Raw genomic sequence first — 15,470 nt, forward strand, 5'->3', positions numbered from 1 at the left:
CGCCCTGCGCCGGGCCACCGGCCGGCAGGCCCCGGAACGGGGCCCGGGGAAAGTCAGCGCCCATGGCTTAGCCAGAGCCTAAGCCAATCGACGGAAACATCTGCTTTACCGAAGCCCGGACGCGGCGCAGGATCGGGGTCAGCACAGCCTGACAGCCAGCCCAGAGGGGACCCGCCATGATCCGCACCGGCGCCGAATACCGCGACTCGATCCGCGGCACCCGCGACATCTACATCGACGGCGAGAAGGTCTCCGACGTCACCGCCCACCCCTCGTTCCGGCCCATCGTGGACATCCGCGCCCGCATCTACGACATGCAGCACGAGGCCGCCTTCCGCGACGTGATGACCTGCGAGGAGAACGGCGAGCGCAACGCCGTGGGCAACAAGCTGCCCCGCACCCAGCAGGACTGGTGGGACAAGCGCCGCGCCACCGACACGGTGCTGAACGAAGTCTCCGGCGTCGTCACCCGCGTGGGCGACGAGACCGTGGGCGAGATGTGGTCGCTCTACGACGGGCAGGACGTGCTGGCCGAGATCGACCCCGCCTTCGCCCGCAACATCGAGACGCATATCCACAAGGTGCTGCGCGAGGACCCGTTCCACGTCTCCGCGAACACGGACCCGAAGGGCGACCGCTCCAAGGCCCCGCAGGACCAGGACCCCGACATGCTCCTGCACGTGGTGAAGGAGACCGATGCGGGCATCGTGGTGCGCGGCGCGAAATACGAGACCGCCGCCGCCTACGCGAACCAGGCCTTCACCAAGCCCACCATCGCCAACTGGGGCAATGCCGCGCTGTCGGACTATGCCGTGGGCTTCATCTGCGACCTGAATTCGCCGGGGCTGAAGTTCATCTGCCGCTCGGGCTTTGCCGGAAAGGCCCCGGCGGATTACCCGCTCGCCACGCGGTTCGACGAGGTCGACACGCTGGTGATCTTCGACAACGTGCTGATCCCGTGGGAGAACGTGCTCTTCTACCGGCACACGAAGGCCGCCACCTTCATCCGCGCCACGCTGCACCGCTACTCGGCCTTCGCCTTCGTGCAGCGCAACCTCAAGGTGGCGGACATGATGATCGGCGCGGCCCTGTTCAACGCCCGCCAGACCGGGCTCGACAAGCAGCAGGCGGTGCAGGAGAAGCTCGCCGAGCTGGCCTGCTACCGCGAGATGATCAACGCGCACCTCACCGCCGCCATCACCCTGGCCGAACCTTCGCCCTCCGGGCTGCTGATGCCCAACCAGTCGCTGCTCTACACCGGGCGCTACCTGGCCTGCTCGCAGCTCCACCAGATGATGCACATCGCGCGCGAGCTCTGCGGCGGGCAGATCTGCGTCACGCCCAACGCCGCCACCTTCGAGCACCCGGAGACGAAAGCCTTCCTGGAGAAATACTACTCGATCAACGACACCTGGGTGGCCGATGACCGGCGCCGGCTGCTGGCCTTCGCGCGCGACCTGCTGAACTCGGATTACGCGGGCCACCGGCTCACCTTCCAGCTCTTCGCCCAGTCGCCGCCGTTCAACCACCTCGCCGCCGTCTACCGCAATTTCGACTGGGACGGGCCGCTCGCCTTCGTGAAGGAGAGCGCCGGCCTCTCCGACCGGGTGAACGGCGGCGCTGCCGGCACCCCGGCCGACAGCGCGGTGCGCCAGTATTTCTCCGGCCGCGACGCGGATGACGCGGCCCGCCGGGCGGCGGAGTGAGCACGATGGGCCTCGACCTGCCCGCCCCCGCGCCTGCGTCCGACGACCCGTTCGAGGGGCTGCGCGCCGTCGCCGCCCTGCCCTTCGAGCGCGCGCGCTCCATGCCGCCCGCGGTCTACACCTCCCCCGCGTTCCACGCAGCGGAACAGCGCGGGATCTTCGCGCAGGACTGGATCTGTGTCGGCCGCGCCGGGCAGCTGGCGCGCCCCGGGGATTACCTCACCGCCGAGATAGCCGGCCAGCCGGTGATCGTGCTGCGTGACGGCGAGGGCGCCATCCGCGCGCTGTCCAACGTCTGCCTGCACCGCATGTCGGTGCTGCTGGAGGGGGCGGGCAACACCCGCTCCATCGTCTGCCCCTACCATGCCTGGACCTACAACCTCGACGGCAGCCTGCGCGGCGCGCCCATCATGTCCGACAACCTGGACTTCTGCCGTGATCAGCGCCTGCCGCAGCTGCGCGCCGAAGTCTGGCAGGGCTGGATCATGGTGACGCTGAACCCCGATGCCCCGCCGGTGGCCGAGCGCCTCGCCCGGCTGGAGCCGATGATCGCGCCCTTCGGCCTTGCGGATTACACCGAGCTCTTCCACGAGACCCACCGCTGGGACACCAACTGGAAGGTGCTGTGCGAGAACTTCATGGAGAGCTACCACCTGCCGGCCTGCCACGCCGGCACCATCGGCGGCGTGACGGAGATCGACGGGCATTTCTTCACCGAGGACGAGGAGGCCTTCAACCTCCACTACCTCACCAAGGACCCCTCCTTCGTGCTGGGCAACGCCCATCCCGACAACACCCGCCTCACCGGGGAGTGGCGCGGGCGCACGGCGATCGTGGCGGTCTACCCCTCGCTGCTGATCACCGCCACGCCGGGGTATTTCTGGTATCTCTCGCTGCTGCCGCACGGCACGGGCCAGGTGGACATCACCTTCGGCGGCGGACTGGCGCCCGAATTCGTCGGCGCGCCGGAGGCCAGGGAGAGTTTCGCGAAGCTCCACGCCCTGCTCACCGAGGTGAACAGGGAGGACCGGGGCTGCACCGAGCGGGTGTTCCGCGGGCTGAACGCGCCGCTGGCGAAGGCCGGGCACCTGAGCCGGCTCGAGCGGCCGCTCTACGATTTCGCGCAGTTCCTCGCCGCCCGGCTCGCGCCCGGGCCGGCGCGGGGCTGAGGGCGGGGCGCGCGCGGCAACCGGCCATCCGCGGGGGTTGCGCCGCCCCCGGCCGGCGGACATGGTGTGCCGGCCCCGAGGGGGCACCCCGACGCCCCCGTTTCCGTCCGATCCGGACCGCGCTCCGCCTCCCGCCGGCCCGGCCCGAGCCCCATGCAGGTAAGACCATGACAGCAGCAGCCCTCCGCGAACAGTTCATCAACGGCATGAGCCGCGCCGCCTGCACCGTGAACGTGGTGACCACGGACGGGCCGGCGGGGCGCGGCGGCGTCACCGTCTCGGCCATGTCCTCGGTCTCCGCCGACACGCCCCGGCCCACGCTGCTGGTGTGCGTGAACCGCACCGCCTCGGCCGCCGCCGCCATCCTGGAGAACGGCGTGTTCTGCGTGAACGTGCTGCGCGACGACCAGTCCTACATCTCCGACACGTTCGCGGGCCGCTTCCGCGACCGGCACCCGGACAAGTTCTCCTGCGCCGAATGGGTGACGATGGCCTCCGGCGCGCCGCGGGTGCGCGACCCGCTGGTGGCTTTCGACTGCAAGGTGATCTCGTCGGAGCTGGTGGGCACCCACCACGTGCTGTTCGGCGAGGTGGGAGACCTTTTCGTGGCCGAGAGCGGCTCGCCGCTGCTCTATGCCGGCCGGTCCTACGGCGCGGCCTCGCGCATCGACAGCATCGAGCGCGCCGGGCTGGAGGCGAAGACGCAGCTCTCCGTCGCCTGTTTCCACTCCTTCGGCCCGCATGTGCTGCCGCAGCTCATCGCGAAGCTCACCCGCGCGCCGGAGCCGGTGCATGTGAACATCATCGAGGGCGACCAGCGCCGCATCCGCGAGGCGCTGATCTCCGGGGAAGCGGAGATCGGCCTCACCTATGCCGATGACATCGCCGAGGATCTTGCCTGGGAGCCGCTCACCGAGCTTGCCCCCTACGTGCTGCTGCCCGAGGGCCACCTGCTCACCGAGAAGCGCGAGATCACCCCGCAGGACCTCGCCTCCGAGCCGATGGTGCTGCTCGACGGCACCCCGAGCCGGGACTACTTCCCCGACATCCTGCGCGCCGCCGGCGTGGAGCCGCGCATCGGCTGGCGATCCGCCAGTTTCGAGACGGTGCGCGGGCTGGTCGGCCAGGGGCTGGGCTATGCCTTGCTCGCCACCAGGCCGGCGGCGCCGGTCTCCTATGACGGCAGCCGGCTGGCGATCCGGCCGCTGGCCTGCGACGCCCCGCCCTCGCGCATCGTCTTCGCCACCCGCCGCGGCGCCCGCCTCTCTCCGGCCGCGGAGGAATTCGCCTGGATGGCGCGCGACGCCTTCACCCTCGACGTCTGAACCCCGAAGGACCCCCGATCTTGGCCCATACCCGCATCCGCCCCTTCAACACGAAGGACACCTACCCCGAGCAGCGCCTCGACAACGACCTCAGCCACGCGGTCATCGCCCGCGGCACCACGGTGTTCCTGCGCGGCCAGTGCCCGCAGGACCTCGACACCGGCGAGAACATCGCCTCGATGGACCCGGGCGAGCAGGCCCACAAGGTGATGCAGAACATCGGCCAGCTGCTGGGCGAGTGCGGCGCGGACTGGGGCCATGTGACCAAGCTGGTGGTCTACCTCACCGACGTGCGCCACCGCGAGGCCGTCTACCGCACGATGGGGGATTACATCCGCGGCGTGCACCCGGTGTGCACCGGGCTCGTGGTCGTCGCCCTCGCCCGGCCCGAATGGCTGGTGGAGATCGACGCGACCGCCGTCATTCCCGACTGAGGCGCCCCGCCCGCCCCCTCCCGGACCGGACCCGGGCCGGGACACCGGCCCGCCTGCCCCCGCCATCTTCCCACGGAGCGCCGACATGACCTTCTCCATCACCGCCCGTTGCGCCGAAACCGGCATGTTCGGCACCGCCGTCAGCTCCTCCTCCCCCGCCGTGGCGGCGCGCTGCGCCTATGCCCGGGCCGGGGTGGGCGCGGTGGCGAGCCAGAACGTGACGGACCCCACCCTGGGCCCCCGCGCGCTGGACCTGCTGGCCGCCGGCGCCACGGCGGCGGAGACGGTCGCCATCCTCGCGCGCAGCGCCGCCTTCCCGGAGTATCGCCAGCTTCTGGTGGTGGACGCGGCCGGCGGTTCGGCCATCCACTCCGGCCCGCAGGCGCTCGGCACCTGGGCCGAGGCGCGGGGCGACAACGTGGCCTGCGGCGGCAACCTGCTCGCCGACCCGGGCGTGCCCGCGGCGATGGTCGCGGCCTTCACCGCCTCCTCCGGGCCGCTGGGCGACCGCCTGCTCACCGCCATGCGCGCCGCCCTGACCGCGGGAGGCGAGGCAGGTCCGGTGCATTCCGCCGGGCTCCTCCTGGTGCGCGACGTGCCCTGGCCCGTGGCGGACCTGCGCGTGGACTGGAGCGAGGCGTGCCCCGTCACCGGGCTGGAACGGCTCTGGGAGATCTACCGCCCGCAGCTCGACGCCTATGTCACCCGCGCGCTGGACCCCCGGGCCGCGCCGAGCTACGGCGTGCCCGGCGACGAATGACAGACGTCCTGCGCCGCCGGGCAGAGCATGATTGCACCGGCGCCGGCCCGGTGCGAACATCCGCCGATGGCAACGCGATTCACCCTGCGGCAACTCGAATATCTGGTGGCCGTCGGCGAGGCGGGGAGCATCGCGCGCGCCTCGGCGCGCATCCATGTCTCGCCGCCCTCCATCTCCACCGCCATCGCGCAGCTGGAAGCGGAGTTCGGCCTGCAGCTCTTCATCCGCCGGCACAGCCACGGGCTGGCGCTCACGCCCGGGGGGCGGCGCTTCTTCCTCGCCGCGCGCCAGCTTCTGGCGGAGGCGGAGGGGCTGCACGCCCTGGCCGGCGACATCTCCGAGCAGGTGCGCGGGCCCCTGGGCCTGGGCTGCCTGCTCACCGTGGCCGAGACCGTGCTGCCCGACCTGCGCCGCGGCTTCGAGGCCGCCTGGCCCGGGGTGCGCATCTCCCAGCACATCGACAACCAGCAGCGGCTGATCGACCTCATGCTGTGTGGCGAGATCGACGCCGCGCTCACCTACGACATGGACATCCCGCCGGAGATCGGCTTCGACCCGGTCGCGACCCTGGCGCCCTACGCGGTGCTGCCGGCCGGGCACCGGCTGGCGGAGCGCAGGACCGTCCGTCTGGAGGACCTTGCCACCGCGAAGCTGGTGCTGCTCGACCTGCCCTTCAGCCGGGACTATTTCCTCGGCCTGTTCTCCGCCTGCGGGCTGGCGCCGCGCATCGCCGAGCGGGCCGGCGATATGGCGATGATGCGCGCCATGGTGGCCAACGGCTTCGGCTATTCGCTGGCCAACGTGCCGCCGCGCTCCGCCCTCTCGCCCGACGGAAAGCCGCTCGCGCATGTGGCGCTGGAGGGCCGGCACCGGCCGCTGGCCCTCGGCCTCGCCCGCCCGGTGAGCGGCCGGCAGAGCCGCGCCCTCGCCGCCTTCGCCGCCCATTGCCACGCCACCCTGCCGCACAGCCTGTCCGGCGCGGCGCTCACCTGACGCCACCCATCCATCGGGGAGCCTGATGAAGACCGTTCATACCGAAAAGCACCGCCTGCGCGCCTCGAAGACCGAGCTCAACGGCGGCCAGCTCGTGCCGCCCTTCGAATGCCCCGAGCGGGTGGAGCACATCCTGGCCGAACTCGCCGCGCGCCGCCACGGCGAGATCGTCGCGCCCGATGCCTTCGGCCTCGCCCCCGTGCGCCGCATCCATGACGGCGCCTATCTCGACTTCCTCTCCACCTGCTGGGAGGAGTGGCAGGCCGCGGGCTATGCCGGCGAGGCGATCGCCACCACCTGGCCCTCGCGCCGCATGCCGCTGTCGCGCCCGCCGCGCGAGATCGACGGGCGCATCGGCTACTACTGCCTCGCGGCGGAAACCTCGATCTCCGGCGGCACCTGGGAGGCGGCACAGGCCGCGGCCGACGTGGCGCTCACCGGCCAGGCGCTGGTGGCGGGCGGCGCACGCGCCGCCTTCGCCCTGTGCCGCCCGCCCGGCCACCACGCGGCGCAGGACATGTTCGGCGGCTACTGCTTCCTCAACAACGCCGCCATCGCCGCCCAGGCCTTCCGCGACCAGGGCGCGGCGCGCGTGGCGGTGCTCGACGTGGACTTCCACCACGGCAACGGCACCCAGGCGATCTTCTATGACCGCCCGGACGTGCTGTTCCTCTCGCTCCACGGCGACCCGGACGAGGCCTTCCCCTATTTCCTCGGTGCCGCCGACGAAACCGGCACCGGCGCGGGCGAGGGCTTCAACGTGAACTACCCGCTCGCCCCCGGCACCGCCTACCCCGCCTGGGCCGAGGCGCTGGAGAACGCGCTCGCCCGCATCCGCGCCTATGGGGCGGAGGCGGTGGTGGTCTCGCTCGGCCTCGACACGTTCAAGGAGGACCCGATCAGCTTCTTCAAACTCGAGAGCGCCGATTTCACCGATTACGGCCGCCGCATCGCGCGGCTCGGCCTGCCCACGCTCTTCGTGCTGGAGGGCGGCTATGCCGTGGCCGAGGTGGGCATCAACACCGTGAACGTGCTCACCGGCTTCGAGGAGGAGGCATGAGCCGGCCCGCCGCCCACGACATCCTGTTCGAGCCGGTGCAGATCGGCCCGGTGACGGCGAAGAACCGCTTCTTCCAGGTGCCGCATTGCAACGGTGGCGGCTACCGCGACCCCTCGGCCGTGGCCGAGATGCGCCGGGTGAAGGCCGAAGGCGGCTGGGGCGTGATCTTCACCGAGCAGGTCGAGATCCACCACAGCGCCGAGATCACCCCCTGGATCGAGCTGCGCCTGTGGGAGGAGGGCGACATGCCCGCCCTCGCCCGCATGGCCGAGGCGATGAAATCCCACGGTGCGCTGGCCGGTATCGAGCTGGTGCACCCGGGGGTGAACGCGCCCAACCTCTACTCCCGCGCCGTGCCGCTCGCCCCCACCGCCCTGCCGATCCGCACCTTCACCAACGACCCCGTGCAGGCCCGCGCCATGGACCGCGAGGACATCCGCGACCTGCGCCGCTGGCACCGTACCGCCGTCCGCCGCGCGAAGGCCTGCGGCTTCGACCTCGTCTGCCTCTACGGCGCGCACGGGTTCGGCATCATCCAGCACTTCCTCTCCCGCGCCACCAACCAGCGCGGCGACGCGTACGGCGGCAGCCTGGAGAACCGCTCCCGCCTGCTGCGCGAGCTGGTGGAGGACGCCCGGGAGGAGATCGGCGACACCTGCGGCATCTCCCTGCGCCTGTCGCTGGACGAGGTGGTGGGGGATCTGGGCTTCTCCAACGCCGAGCTGCGCGACCTCATCGAGATGCACGCCGAGCTGCCGGACCTCTGGGACCTCGCGCACGGCTCCTGGGAGGAGTGCTCAGGCCCCTCGCGCTTCACGGGCGAGGCGGCGCAGGAGGGGCTGGTGACCGGCATCCGCGCCCTCACCCCGAAGCCCGTGGTGGGCGTGGGCCGCTTCACCTCACCGGACGAAATGGCCCGGCAGGTGCGCGCCGGCATCCTCGATTTCATCGGCTGCGCCCGCCCCTCCATCGCCGACCCGTTCCTGCCGAAGAAGGTGGAGGAGGGCCGGTCCGACGAGATCCGCGAGTGCATCGGCTGCAACATCTGCGTGACGGGCGACATGACCGCCTCGCTGTCGCGCTGCACGCAAAACCCCGCCTTCATGGAGGAATGGCGCCGCGGCTGGCACCCGGAGCGCGCGCCGGCGCGCGGGGCCTCGCGAAACGTGCTGGTGGTGGGCGCGGGCCCGGCCGGGCTGGAGGCCGCCCGGGTTCTGGGCCTGCGCGGCTACGAGGTGGCGCTGGCGGAGGCCGGCACCGCGCTCGGCGGCCGGGTGGCGCGCGAATGCCGCCTGCCCGGCCTCGCCGCCTGGGGGCGCGTGCGCGACTACCGCGCCGCCGCCATCGGCCGGATGCCGAACGTCTCGGTCTATTTCGACAGCGCGCTCACCGCCGATGACGTGCTGGAGTTCGGCTTCGAGCATGTCTGCATCGCCACCGGCGCGGTGTGGCGGGCCGATGGCGTGGCGCGTCAGCACGTGGTGCCGATGCCCGTGGACCCCGCGATGCCGGTCTTCACCCCGGATGACGCGATGGCCGGGCGCCTGCCCTCCGGCCGGGTGGTGGTCTATGACGATGACCACTACTACATGGGCGGCGTGATGGCCGAGCTGCTGGTGCAGGCGGGCTGCACGGTCACGCTGGTCACCCCGGCCGCCCGGGTGTCGGACTGGACCTGGAACACGCTGGAGCAGGCGGGCGTCCACCGCCGGCTTGCCGGGCTGGGGGTGGAGATCGTGCTCAACCGCGGCGTGGCGCGCATCCGCGCCGACCATGTGGTGACCAGTTGCACCTATACCGGTGCCGAGGCCGCGCTGCCGGCCGATGCGGTGATGATGGTCGGCTCGCGCAGCCCGGCCGGCACGCTCTGGCCGGAGCTGAAGGCGCGGCAGGCGGAGTGGGCGGCGGCCGGCATCCGCTCGCTGCGCGCCATCGCGGATGCCGAGGCCCCCGGCCCGATCGCCTGGGCGACCTGGGCCGGGCAGAACTACGCCCGGGCCCTGGATGGGGAGGCCCCGGGCGACGCCCCGCCCTTCCGCCGCGAAATCGCCGCCCTCGCCCCGCCCGCCTGACCCCTCCGGCCGGAGCCGCCCGGCCGGACCCGGCGCGGAGTGCACGCCCGGGCACGATGCTCCGGCGCCCCCGCCCGGGACGCCGCGGGGACGTCCGCATTCCCCCCCCCTGCGCCCCGAGCGTCAGACTTCCCGGCCCCGGCACGCCTGTGATACCCGTGAAGGGGCCACCCCCGAGCCCCGCGACACCGACAAGGACCCGCCCATGGCAGACCGCATGACCCCCCGTGAGATGCTGGAGCGTCTCGTCGCCTTCCCCACCGTCTCGCGTGACAGCAATCTCGACCTCATCCACTGGGTGCGCGACTACCTCGCCGGCCACGGTGTGGAGGCCACGCTGGTCCCCAGCCCGGACGGGCAGAAGGCCAATCTCTACACCCAGATCGGCCCGGACGTGGCCGGCGGCGTGGTGCTCTCCGGCCATACCGACGTGGTGCCGGTGGACGGGCAGGACTGGTCTACCGACCCCTGGGTGGTGACCGAGCGCGACGGGCTGCTCTACGGTCGCGGCACCTGCGACATGAAGGGCTTCGTGGCCATCGCGCTCGCCCTGGTGCCGGAGATGCTGGAGGCCGGGCTGAAGACGCCGGTGCAGCTCGCGCTCTCCTATGACGAGGAGGTCGGCCACCTGGGCGTGCCCTTCCTGATCACCGAGATGCAGGCCGCCCTGCCGCCCGCCGCCTGCGTGCTGGTCGGCGAGCCGACGATGATGCAGGTGGTGAGCCAGCACAAGGGCGGGGTGGCGATCACCACCCATGTCCACGGCTACGAGGTGCATTCCTCCCGCGTGCATGAGGGGGTCTCGGCCATCACCTGGGCCGCGAAGCTGATCAACTGGCACGCCGAGCAGATGGAGGCGAACCGGCTGGAGGCCGAGCGGCTGGGCGCCGACGGCCTCGGCGCCGATTTCGACCCGCCCTACACCACCCTGCACAACGGGCTCATCCAGGGCGGCACGGCCGGAAACATCACCGCGAAGGACTGCATCTTCTCCACCGACATCCGGGTGCTGCCGCTGGAGAGCGCGCAGGACTGGCTGCAGCGCTACCAGAGCCATTGCGCCGAGCTCACCCGCCAGATGCAGGCCATCCATCCCGATGCCTGGATCGAGGTGCAGGTGCGTGTGGTCAACGAGGGCTGCCGCAAGGAGCCGGAGGGCACGGCGGAGAGCTTCGCCCGGGCGCTGACGGGCGACAACGCCGAGCACGCGGTCTCCTACGGCACCGAGGCGAGCAACTTCCAGCGCGAGGGCTTCTCCGTCTGCGTGATCGGACCGGGCGACATCGCCCAGGCCCACAAGCCGGACGAGTTCCTCTCCCTCGAACAGCTCGAAGCCGGCACGGACTTCATGCGCCGCCTGATCGCCCGCCTCTCCGCCTGAAGTTGCGGCGCCGGGCCGCACGAGCCGGCCGGCCCCGGGCCGGTGATGCCCCGCGCTGACCGCTAGGCCCCCGCCCCCCCGCGCGGAGCCTCCCCGTGCCGGGGGCGCTGGCCCCTGCGGGGCCTGCGCGACGCGCGCCGGGCTGCGGGGGCCGCAAGGCCCCCTCGGCAAGGCGCGCGTTTCTCCCGGCAGGCTCGATGCGCCCCGCCTGCCGCCCCTCGGGCCGGGTTCAGCGCAGTGGGCCGGCCCCGTTCCGAACGGGCCCGCTCCGGGCACGCCCGCATCTGCCAGCCCGGTCAGGGCTTCGAGCCGGAGTCCCTCCTCCCGGCTCACCCTGGCGTTCGGAACATCCGATCGACGGGTTACAGCCCCTGTCGCGTGCGCTCCGGTGGCGCGGCCATGGCGGCCCTCATGCCACAGGGCGGTCCGAGGTGGGTCCCGGACGGTCCGGGCTGCCACGGATCATGGCCGGACAGCCGGATCGCACAACCGCCCCCTCGCAGCCCCCCCGGGCCGGCGCCCGTGCCACGCGCGCCGAGGGGCGGGCGCTGCGATGCCGGCCCGCCCGGTTCCCGGTCGGGGCCGTGCCCCGCGTCAGGCCTCGGCGGCGGCGGGGGTGAGGCCGCCGGCGGTCTCGATGAAGCGCACGATCTCGGCCACGCCCTTGCCGTCACGCACGTTGCACATCAGGAAGGGGCGCTCGCCGCGCATCCTGCGCGCGTCGCGGTCCATCACCTCCAGCGAGGCGCCGACATAGGGGGCGAGGTCGGTCTTGTTGATCACCAGCAGGTCGGAGCGGGTGATGCCCGGGCCGCCCTTGCGAGGGATCTTGTCGCCGGCGCAGACGTCGATCACGTAGATGGTGATGTCGGCCAGCTCGGGGCTGAAGGTGGCCGACAGGTTGTCGCCGCCGCTCTCGATCAGCACCATGTCGAGGTCCGGGAACTTCACCTTCAGTTCCTCGATGGCCGCGAGGTTGATCGAGGCATCCTCGCGGATGGCGGTGTGCGGGCAGCCGCCGGTCTCCACCCCGGCGATGCGCTCCAGCGGCAGGGCCTGCGAGCGCATCAGGAACTCGGCGTCCTCGCGGGTGTAGATGTCGTTCGTCACCGCGGCGATGGAATAGCGGTCGCGCATTGCCTTGCACAGCGCGTCCATCATCGCCGTCTTGCCGGAGCCGACGGGGCCGCCGATGCCGACGCGCAGGGGACCGTGGGGTGATGTCATGGGAACCTCGTTCTGGATGGAAGCGCGGGAGCCGGACGGGGCGCAGCGCCTCGGGGGGCATCGAGCCCCCGCTCGGCGCTGGCCGCAGGCGCGGCCGGACGCGCGGGGCGGCCGGCGGCGCGCCGGGGGGCGGGCCCGCCGGTCATGAGCGGAACAGCCGGCTGTACTGGGTTTCGTGGCGCATCGCGGCGATGTCGGCAAGCAGGGTGCAGCCGCCGATCTCCTCCTCGCCCGCGCTCAGCGCCCGCTCCGCGAGCTCCTCGCAGAGCGGCAGCAGTGCCGCCAGGATGCGCTGGCCATCGGTCTGCCCCAGCGGCACGAGGCGCACGGCGGCGGAGACCAGATTGGCCGCGAAGCCGTGCAGGAAGAACCCGAGCACCAGGCGCGGCGGCAGGCCCCGCGCCGCGGCGGCGCGCGCCACGGCCAGGGGATAGGCCAGCGGAGCACTCCCCGCCTCGGGCCAGACGGCGCCGGTCACCCGCGCGAAGGCCGCCCCCTGCGCCATGGTCTCCAGATGCCGTTCCCGCGCCGGGGCCAGCGCCTCGGCCAGCGCGGCCAGCCCGTCGAACGGGGCGTCATCGCCCGCCTGCGCCGCGTCCATGCCCCGGGCGAGCAGCACGGCATCGGTCCAGCCCGCGCCCTGCGCGAGGCAGCCGCGCACCCAGGTCTCGGCCGTGGCCCTGCCGGTGACCGCCCCGCTCTCCACCGCCCATTCCAGCCCGTGCGAGTAGCTGTAGGCCCCGACCGGATAGGAGGGCGAGAACCAGGTGGCGAGAACCAGGGCCGCCTCCGCCCCGCCTGCCGCCCCCGGGGCCCCGGCCGCGATCTTCGGGTCAGTCATGGCGGCGCGCGCGGGGCCGGCCATCGGCGGCCTGCGCATGGGCTTCGCCCTGTGCATGGGCGTGGCCGCCCGCTGCCTGCGCGTGGGTCTGCGGATGCGCATGGCCATCCAGGGCGTGGGTCTGAGCCTCGCCATGGGTGTGGGCATGGTCGGCGTGGGCGTGCGCGTGGGCCTGCGGATGCGCGCGGTCATCCGCGGCGTGCGCCTGAGCCTCGTCGTGGGCGTGGGACGGGGGTGCGCCGTGCGGGGAGGGCGCGGGCTCCGCCGCTCCGGACCCGTGGGAATGGCCGTGATCATGCCCCATCACCCGGCCAGTGCCGTAGGCGCCGCCCTCGGGCGTGAACGGGGCGCGGAGCGGCTCCAGCGTGGCGCCGAGGCGGCGGAGCATGTCCTCCATCACGTGATCGGCGCGGATGTGGAGCGTGCCGGGACCGACCTCGCAAGGGGTGTGGCGGTTGCCGATGTGCCAGGCGAGCCGGGCCAGTGCCCCGTCCGGCGCGCGCACGACCAGCAGGTCCTCCTCCGCTGGCACGATCTCGATGAACCGGCCATCCGCCAGGCGGAAGGCGTCGCCCGCGTCGAGCGACAGGGTCTCGGCGAGATCGACCAGAACGGAGCCGCCACCGGCCGTCAGCAGCCGGCGGCGCCGCAACAGCCTGTCGCCGTAGTCGAGCACCACGTGATCGGCCGCCACGGCCTGCCACGTGCCGGCCCGGGCCACGTCATGTGCTGTGCCAAAGTCGTTCATCCCGCTCTCCCGGCCATTGCGCGCGCCCCGTTCAGGCCGCATCGGCGAGCCGGGACAGGACACGCCCCCACGCCGGACGTTCGGCCAACCGGGTGAAATACGCCCCGACCGGCCCGCCCGGCAGCTCGAACTTTGCAAGCTTCGCCCATGCGGCGCAATGGCCGAAGAGAATGTCCGGCACCGAGAACCGCTCCCCCATCGCCCAGGGCCCGGCGCCGAGCAGCCCGGCAAGCGTGTCCAGCGCGACGGCGAACTCGTGCCGGCAGACCGCCTTCACCGCCGGCACCCGCAGCCCGACGGGGTGGATGATGCTGTTCTTCGCGGCCGTCCAGAGCGCGCCCTCGATCTCGTCCACGCAGAACTGGGTGAGCGCGTCCTGCCGGGCCCGCTCCAGCGTGCCGGCCGGCGCGGTCAGCGCGCCGTGGCTGTCGGCAAGGTATTGCACGATGGCAACCGAATCGCGCAGCGGCGTGCCGTCGACCACCAGCACCGGCACCTTGCCCAGCGGGCTGATGCGGCGCATCTCCCCGGACCGGGGCAGCACCGGACGCCAGTCGAACTCCTGGCCCAGCTCCTCGAGCATCCAGGCCACGCGCATGGCCCGGCTGCGACCGTGACCGTAGAGCGTGTACTGTGGCATCACCGGCCTCCCTGCCGTCCGGCCTCACGTCGGAGACCCCCGCCTGTGCCGCCACTCACATGTGCCAGACGCGCGGCAGCGCCCGGCCGAGCAGCAGGCCCAGAGTGTCGAGGATGCACCGGCGCAGCGCAAGACCGTCCGGCGCGACGAGGCGCATGGAGACGAAGCCGTCGCGCGCGCTGGCGGCTCCGATCCCCTCCAGCCGCGCGCGCAGCGGCGTGAGCAGGTCCTCCGCGCCGGGGGCCACGAAGAGCATGCTGGCGAAGGCGAAGCCGCCACCCAGCGTGGCGGGGCCGGCCAGCGCCTCCAGCGCCGGCCCCTCCAGCCGCAGCGCATCGGCATAGATCAACCTACCGTCGCGGCGCACCCGCCAATGATCGCGCAAGCGGATGCTGTGCACCCGCTCGCCCATCGCGGTGCGCCCCAGGATGATCGGCTCCAGGGCGAGGAAGGTGGCATCCGCCGCCATCTCCACGTCGAGGCTGCGGTGCAGGGCGGAGCGGTCGAAGGCGATGGTCTCCTGCGGCAGCCAGTCGATCCGCGCGCCGGGGCCGATGCTGAGCCGGGTGGAGAGCCGCCCGGGCGTCTCGTCCGGCCAGGACTTGTAGAGCCGCTCGGCGGCCTGGGTGGTGAGCACCAGCCGCGCACCGGCCTCCGCGCGGCCCTCGCAGGAGATCCGGTCCCCTCCGGTGATGCCGCCGGAGGTGTTGAGCAGCACCGCCTCCAGCGCCGGGTCCCGCGCGGTGGGGAGCAGGATCTTGGCCGAGCCCTGCTGGTAGAGCTTCGAGAGGAGCGTCCGGCCGTCCGGTCCGAGCCGCACCGCGATTCGCGATTCGCCCTGTGCGCGCGGCTGCGTCGCGCGCGCGGGCAGGGGCCCGGAGGGGGGCAGCGCCACGGTCATGCCCGCACCGGGAGGGCACAGCCCCGGGCCACCCCGCCCCGGGCGCCGGGCGTCCCGCCACACCCGCCCCGGGGGCCGAGCGTCCCGCCAGGGCGCGAAAAGCGGCCCCGGCGGCCGGCGCGGGAGCAGGCAGCCGGAGCGGTTCCGCCCCGGGCCCTGCCCGCGGAACGGGCCGGGAGGGGCGCACGCGCGCCCGTCCGGAGGGCGGCAAGG

Annotated in this window: 13 protein-coding genes and 1 pseudogene; 9 read left to right on the forward strand and 5 right to left on the reverse strand. The window is 72.8% G+C overall.

Annotation, left to right across the window (positions count from 1 at the left end; translation table 11 throughout):
• Positions 1-176: 176 nt before the first annotated feature.
• The 9 genes from FDP22_RS03070 to argE all read left to right on the forward strand — a co-directional run bounded on the left by FDP22_RS03070 (position 177) and on the right by argE (position 10,900).
• Positions 177-1,706, forward strand: a complete 1,530-nt coding sequence (locus FDP22_RS03070) for a 4-hydroxyphenylacetate 3-hydroxylase family protein (RefSeq protein ID WP_138577630.1) — start codon at positions 177-179, stop codon at positions 1,704-1,706.
• A gap of 5 nt (positions 1,707-1,711) precedes the next feature.
• Positions 1,712-2,875 carry an aromatic ring-hydroxylating oxygenase subunit alpha gene (locus FDP22_RS03075; RefSeq protein ID WP_138577628.1) on the forward strand — a complete coding sequence of 388 codons (1,164 nt, stop codon included), beginning with the start codon at positions 1,712-1,714 and terminating at the stop codon, positions 2,873-2,875.
• 167 nt (positions 2,876-3,042) lie between these two features.
• The gene (locus FDP22_RS24390; RefSeq protein ID WP_138577626.1) at positions 3,043-4,200 is read left to right on the forward strand and encodes a LysR substrate-binding domain-containing protein; all 1,158 of its coding nucleotides are present in this window, start codon (positions 3,043-3,045) and stop codon (positions 4,198-4,200) included.
• 20 nt (positions 4,201-4,220) lie between these two features.
• A complete protein-coding gene (locus FDP22_RS03085) occupies positions 4,221-4,634 on the forward strand; it encodes a RidA family protein (protein ID WP_138577624.1) in 414 nt (137 codons plus the stop codon).
• Positions 4,635-4,719: 85 nt separating this feature from the next.
• A complete protein-coding gene (locus FDP22_RS03090) occupies positions 4,720-5,394 on the forward strand; it encodes a DUF1028 domain-containing protein (RefSeq protein ID WP_138577622.1) in 675 nt (224 codons plus the stop codon).
• A gap of 66 nt (positions 5,395-5,460) precedes the next feature.
• A complete protein-coding gene (locus tag FDP22_RS03095; protein WP_138577620.1) occupies positions 5,461-6,387 on the forward strand; it encodes a LysR family transcriptional regulator in 927 nt (308 codons plus the stop codon).
• Between the two features lie 25 nt (positions 6,388-6,412).
• On the forward strand, positions 6,413-7,447 hold the full coding sequence (locus tag FDP22_RS03100; protein WP_138577618.1) for a histone deacetylase family protein: 1,035 nt from the start codon (positions 6,413-6,415) through the stop codon (positions 7,445-7,447).
• Positions 7,444-9,519, forward strand: a complete 2,076-nt coding sequence (locus FDP22_RS03105; RefSeq protein WP_138577616.1) for an oxidoreductase — start codon at positions 7,444-7,446, stop codon at positions 9,517-9,519. Before FDP22_RS03100 ends, FDP22_RS03105 begins: the two co-directional genes overlap by 4 nt.
• A 205-nt stretch (positions 9,520-9,724) precedes the next feature.
• Positions 9,725-10,900 (forward strand): acetylornithine deacetylase, encoded by a 1,176-nt coding sequence (argE, locus tag FDP22_RS03110; RefSeq protein ID WP_138577614.1) that lies wholly within the window; start codon positions 9,725-9,727, stop codon positions 10,898-10,900.
• Positions 10,901-11,494: 594 nt separating this feature from the next.
• Here argE and ureG read toward each other — a convergent pair.
• The 5 genes and pseudogenes from ureG to FDP22_RS03135 all read right to left on the reverse strand — a co-directional run bounded on the left by ureG (position 11,495) and on the right by FDP22_RS03135 (position 15,257).
• Entirely contained in the window at positions 11,495-12,127 is a 633-nt protein-coding gene (ureG, locus tag FDP22_RS03115; RefSeq protein WP_138577612.1) for an urease accessory protein UreG, read from the reverse strand.
• A gap of 142 nt (positions 12,128-12,269) precedes the next feature.
• Positions 12,270-12,968, reverse strand: a complete 699-nt coding sequence (locus FDP22_RS03120) for an urease accessory protein UreF (RefSeq protein WP_138577610.1) — start codon at positions 12,966-12,968, stop codon at positions 12,270-12,272.
• A gap of 190 nt (positions 12,969-13,158) precedes the next feature.
• Positions 13,159-13,716: pseudogene (locus FDP22_RS25245) on the reverse strand (urease accessory protein UreE); the annotation flags it as partial.
• A gap of 31 nt (positions 13,717-13,747) precedes the next feature.
• A complete protein-coding gene (locus tag FDP22_RS03130) occupies positions 13,748-14,356 on the reverse strand; it encodes a glutathione S-transferase family protein (protein WP_138577606.1) in 609 nt (202 codons plus the stop codon).
• 55 nt (positions 14,357-14,411) lie between these two features.
• Positions 14,412-15,257, reverse strand: a complete 846-nt coding sequence (locus tag FDP22_RS03135; protein ID WP_138577604.1) for an urease accessory protein UreD — start codon at positions 15,255-15,257, stop codon at positions 14,412-14,414.
• Between the last annotated feature and the right edge of the window lie 213 nt (positions 15,258-15,470).

The sequence above is a fragment of the Paroceanicella profunda genome (assembly GCF_005887635.2).
Taxonomy (GTDB): Bacteria; Pseudomonadota; Alphaproteobacteria; order Rhodobacterales; family Rhodobacteraceae; genus Paroceanicella; species Paroceanicella profunda.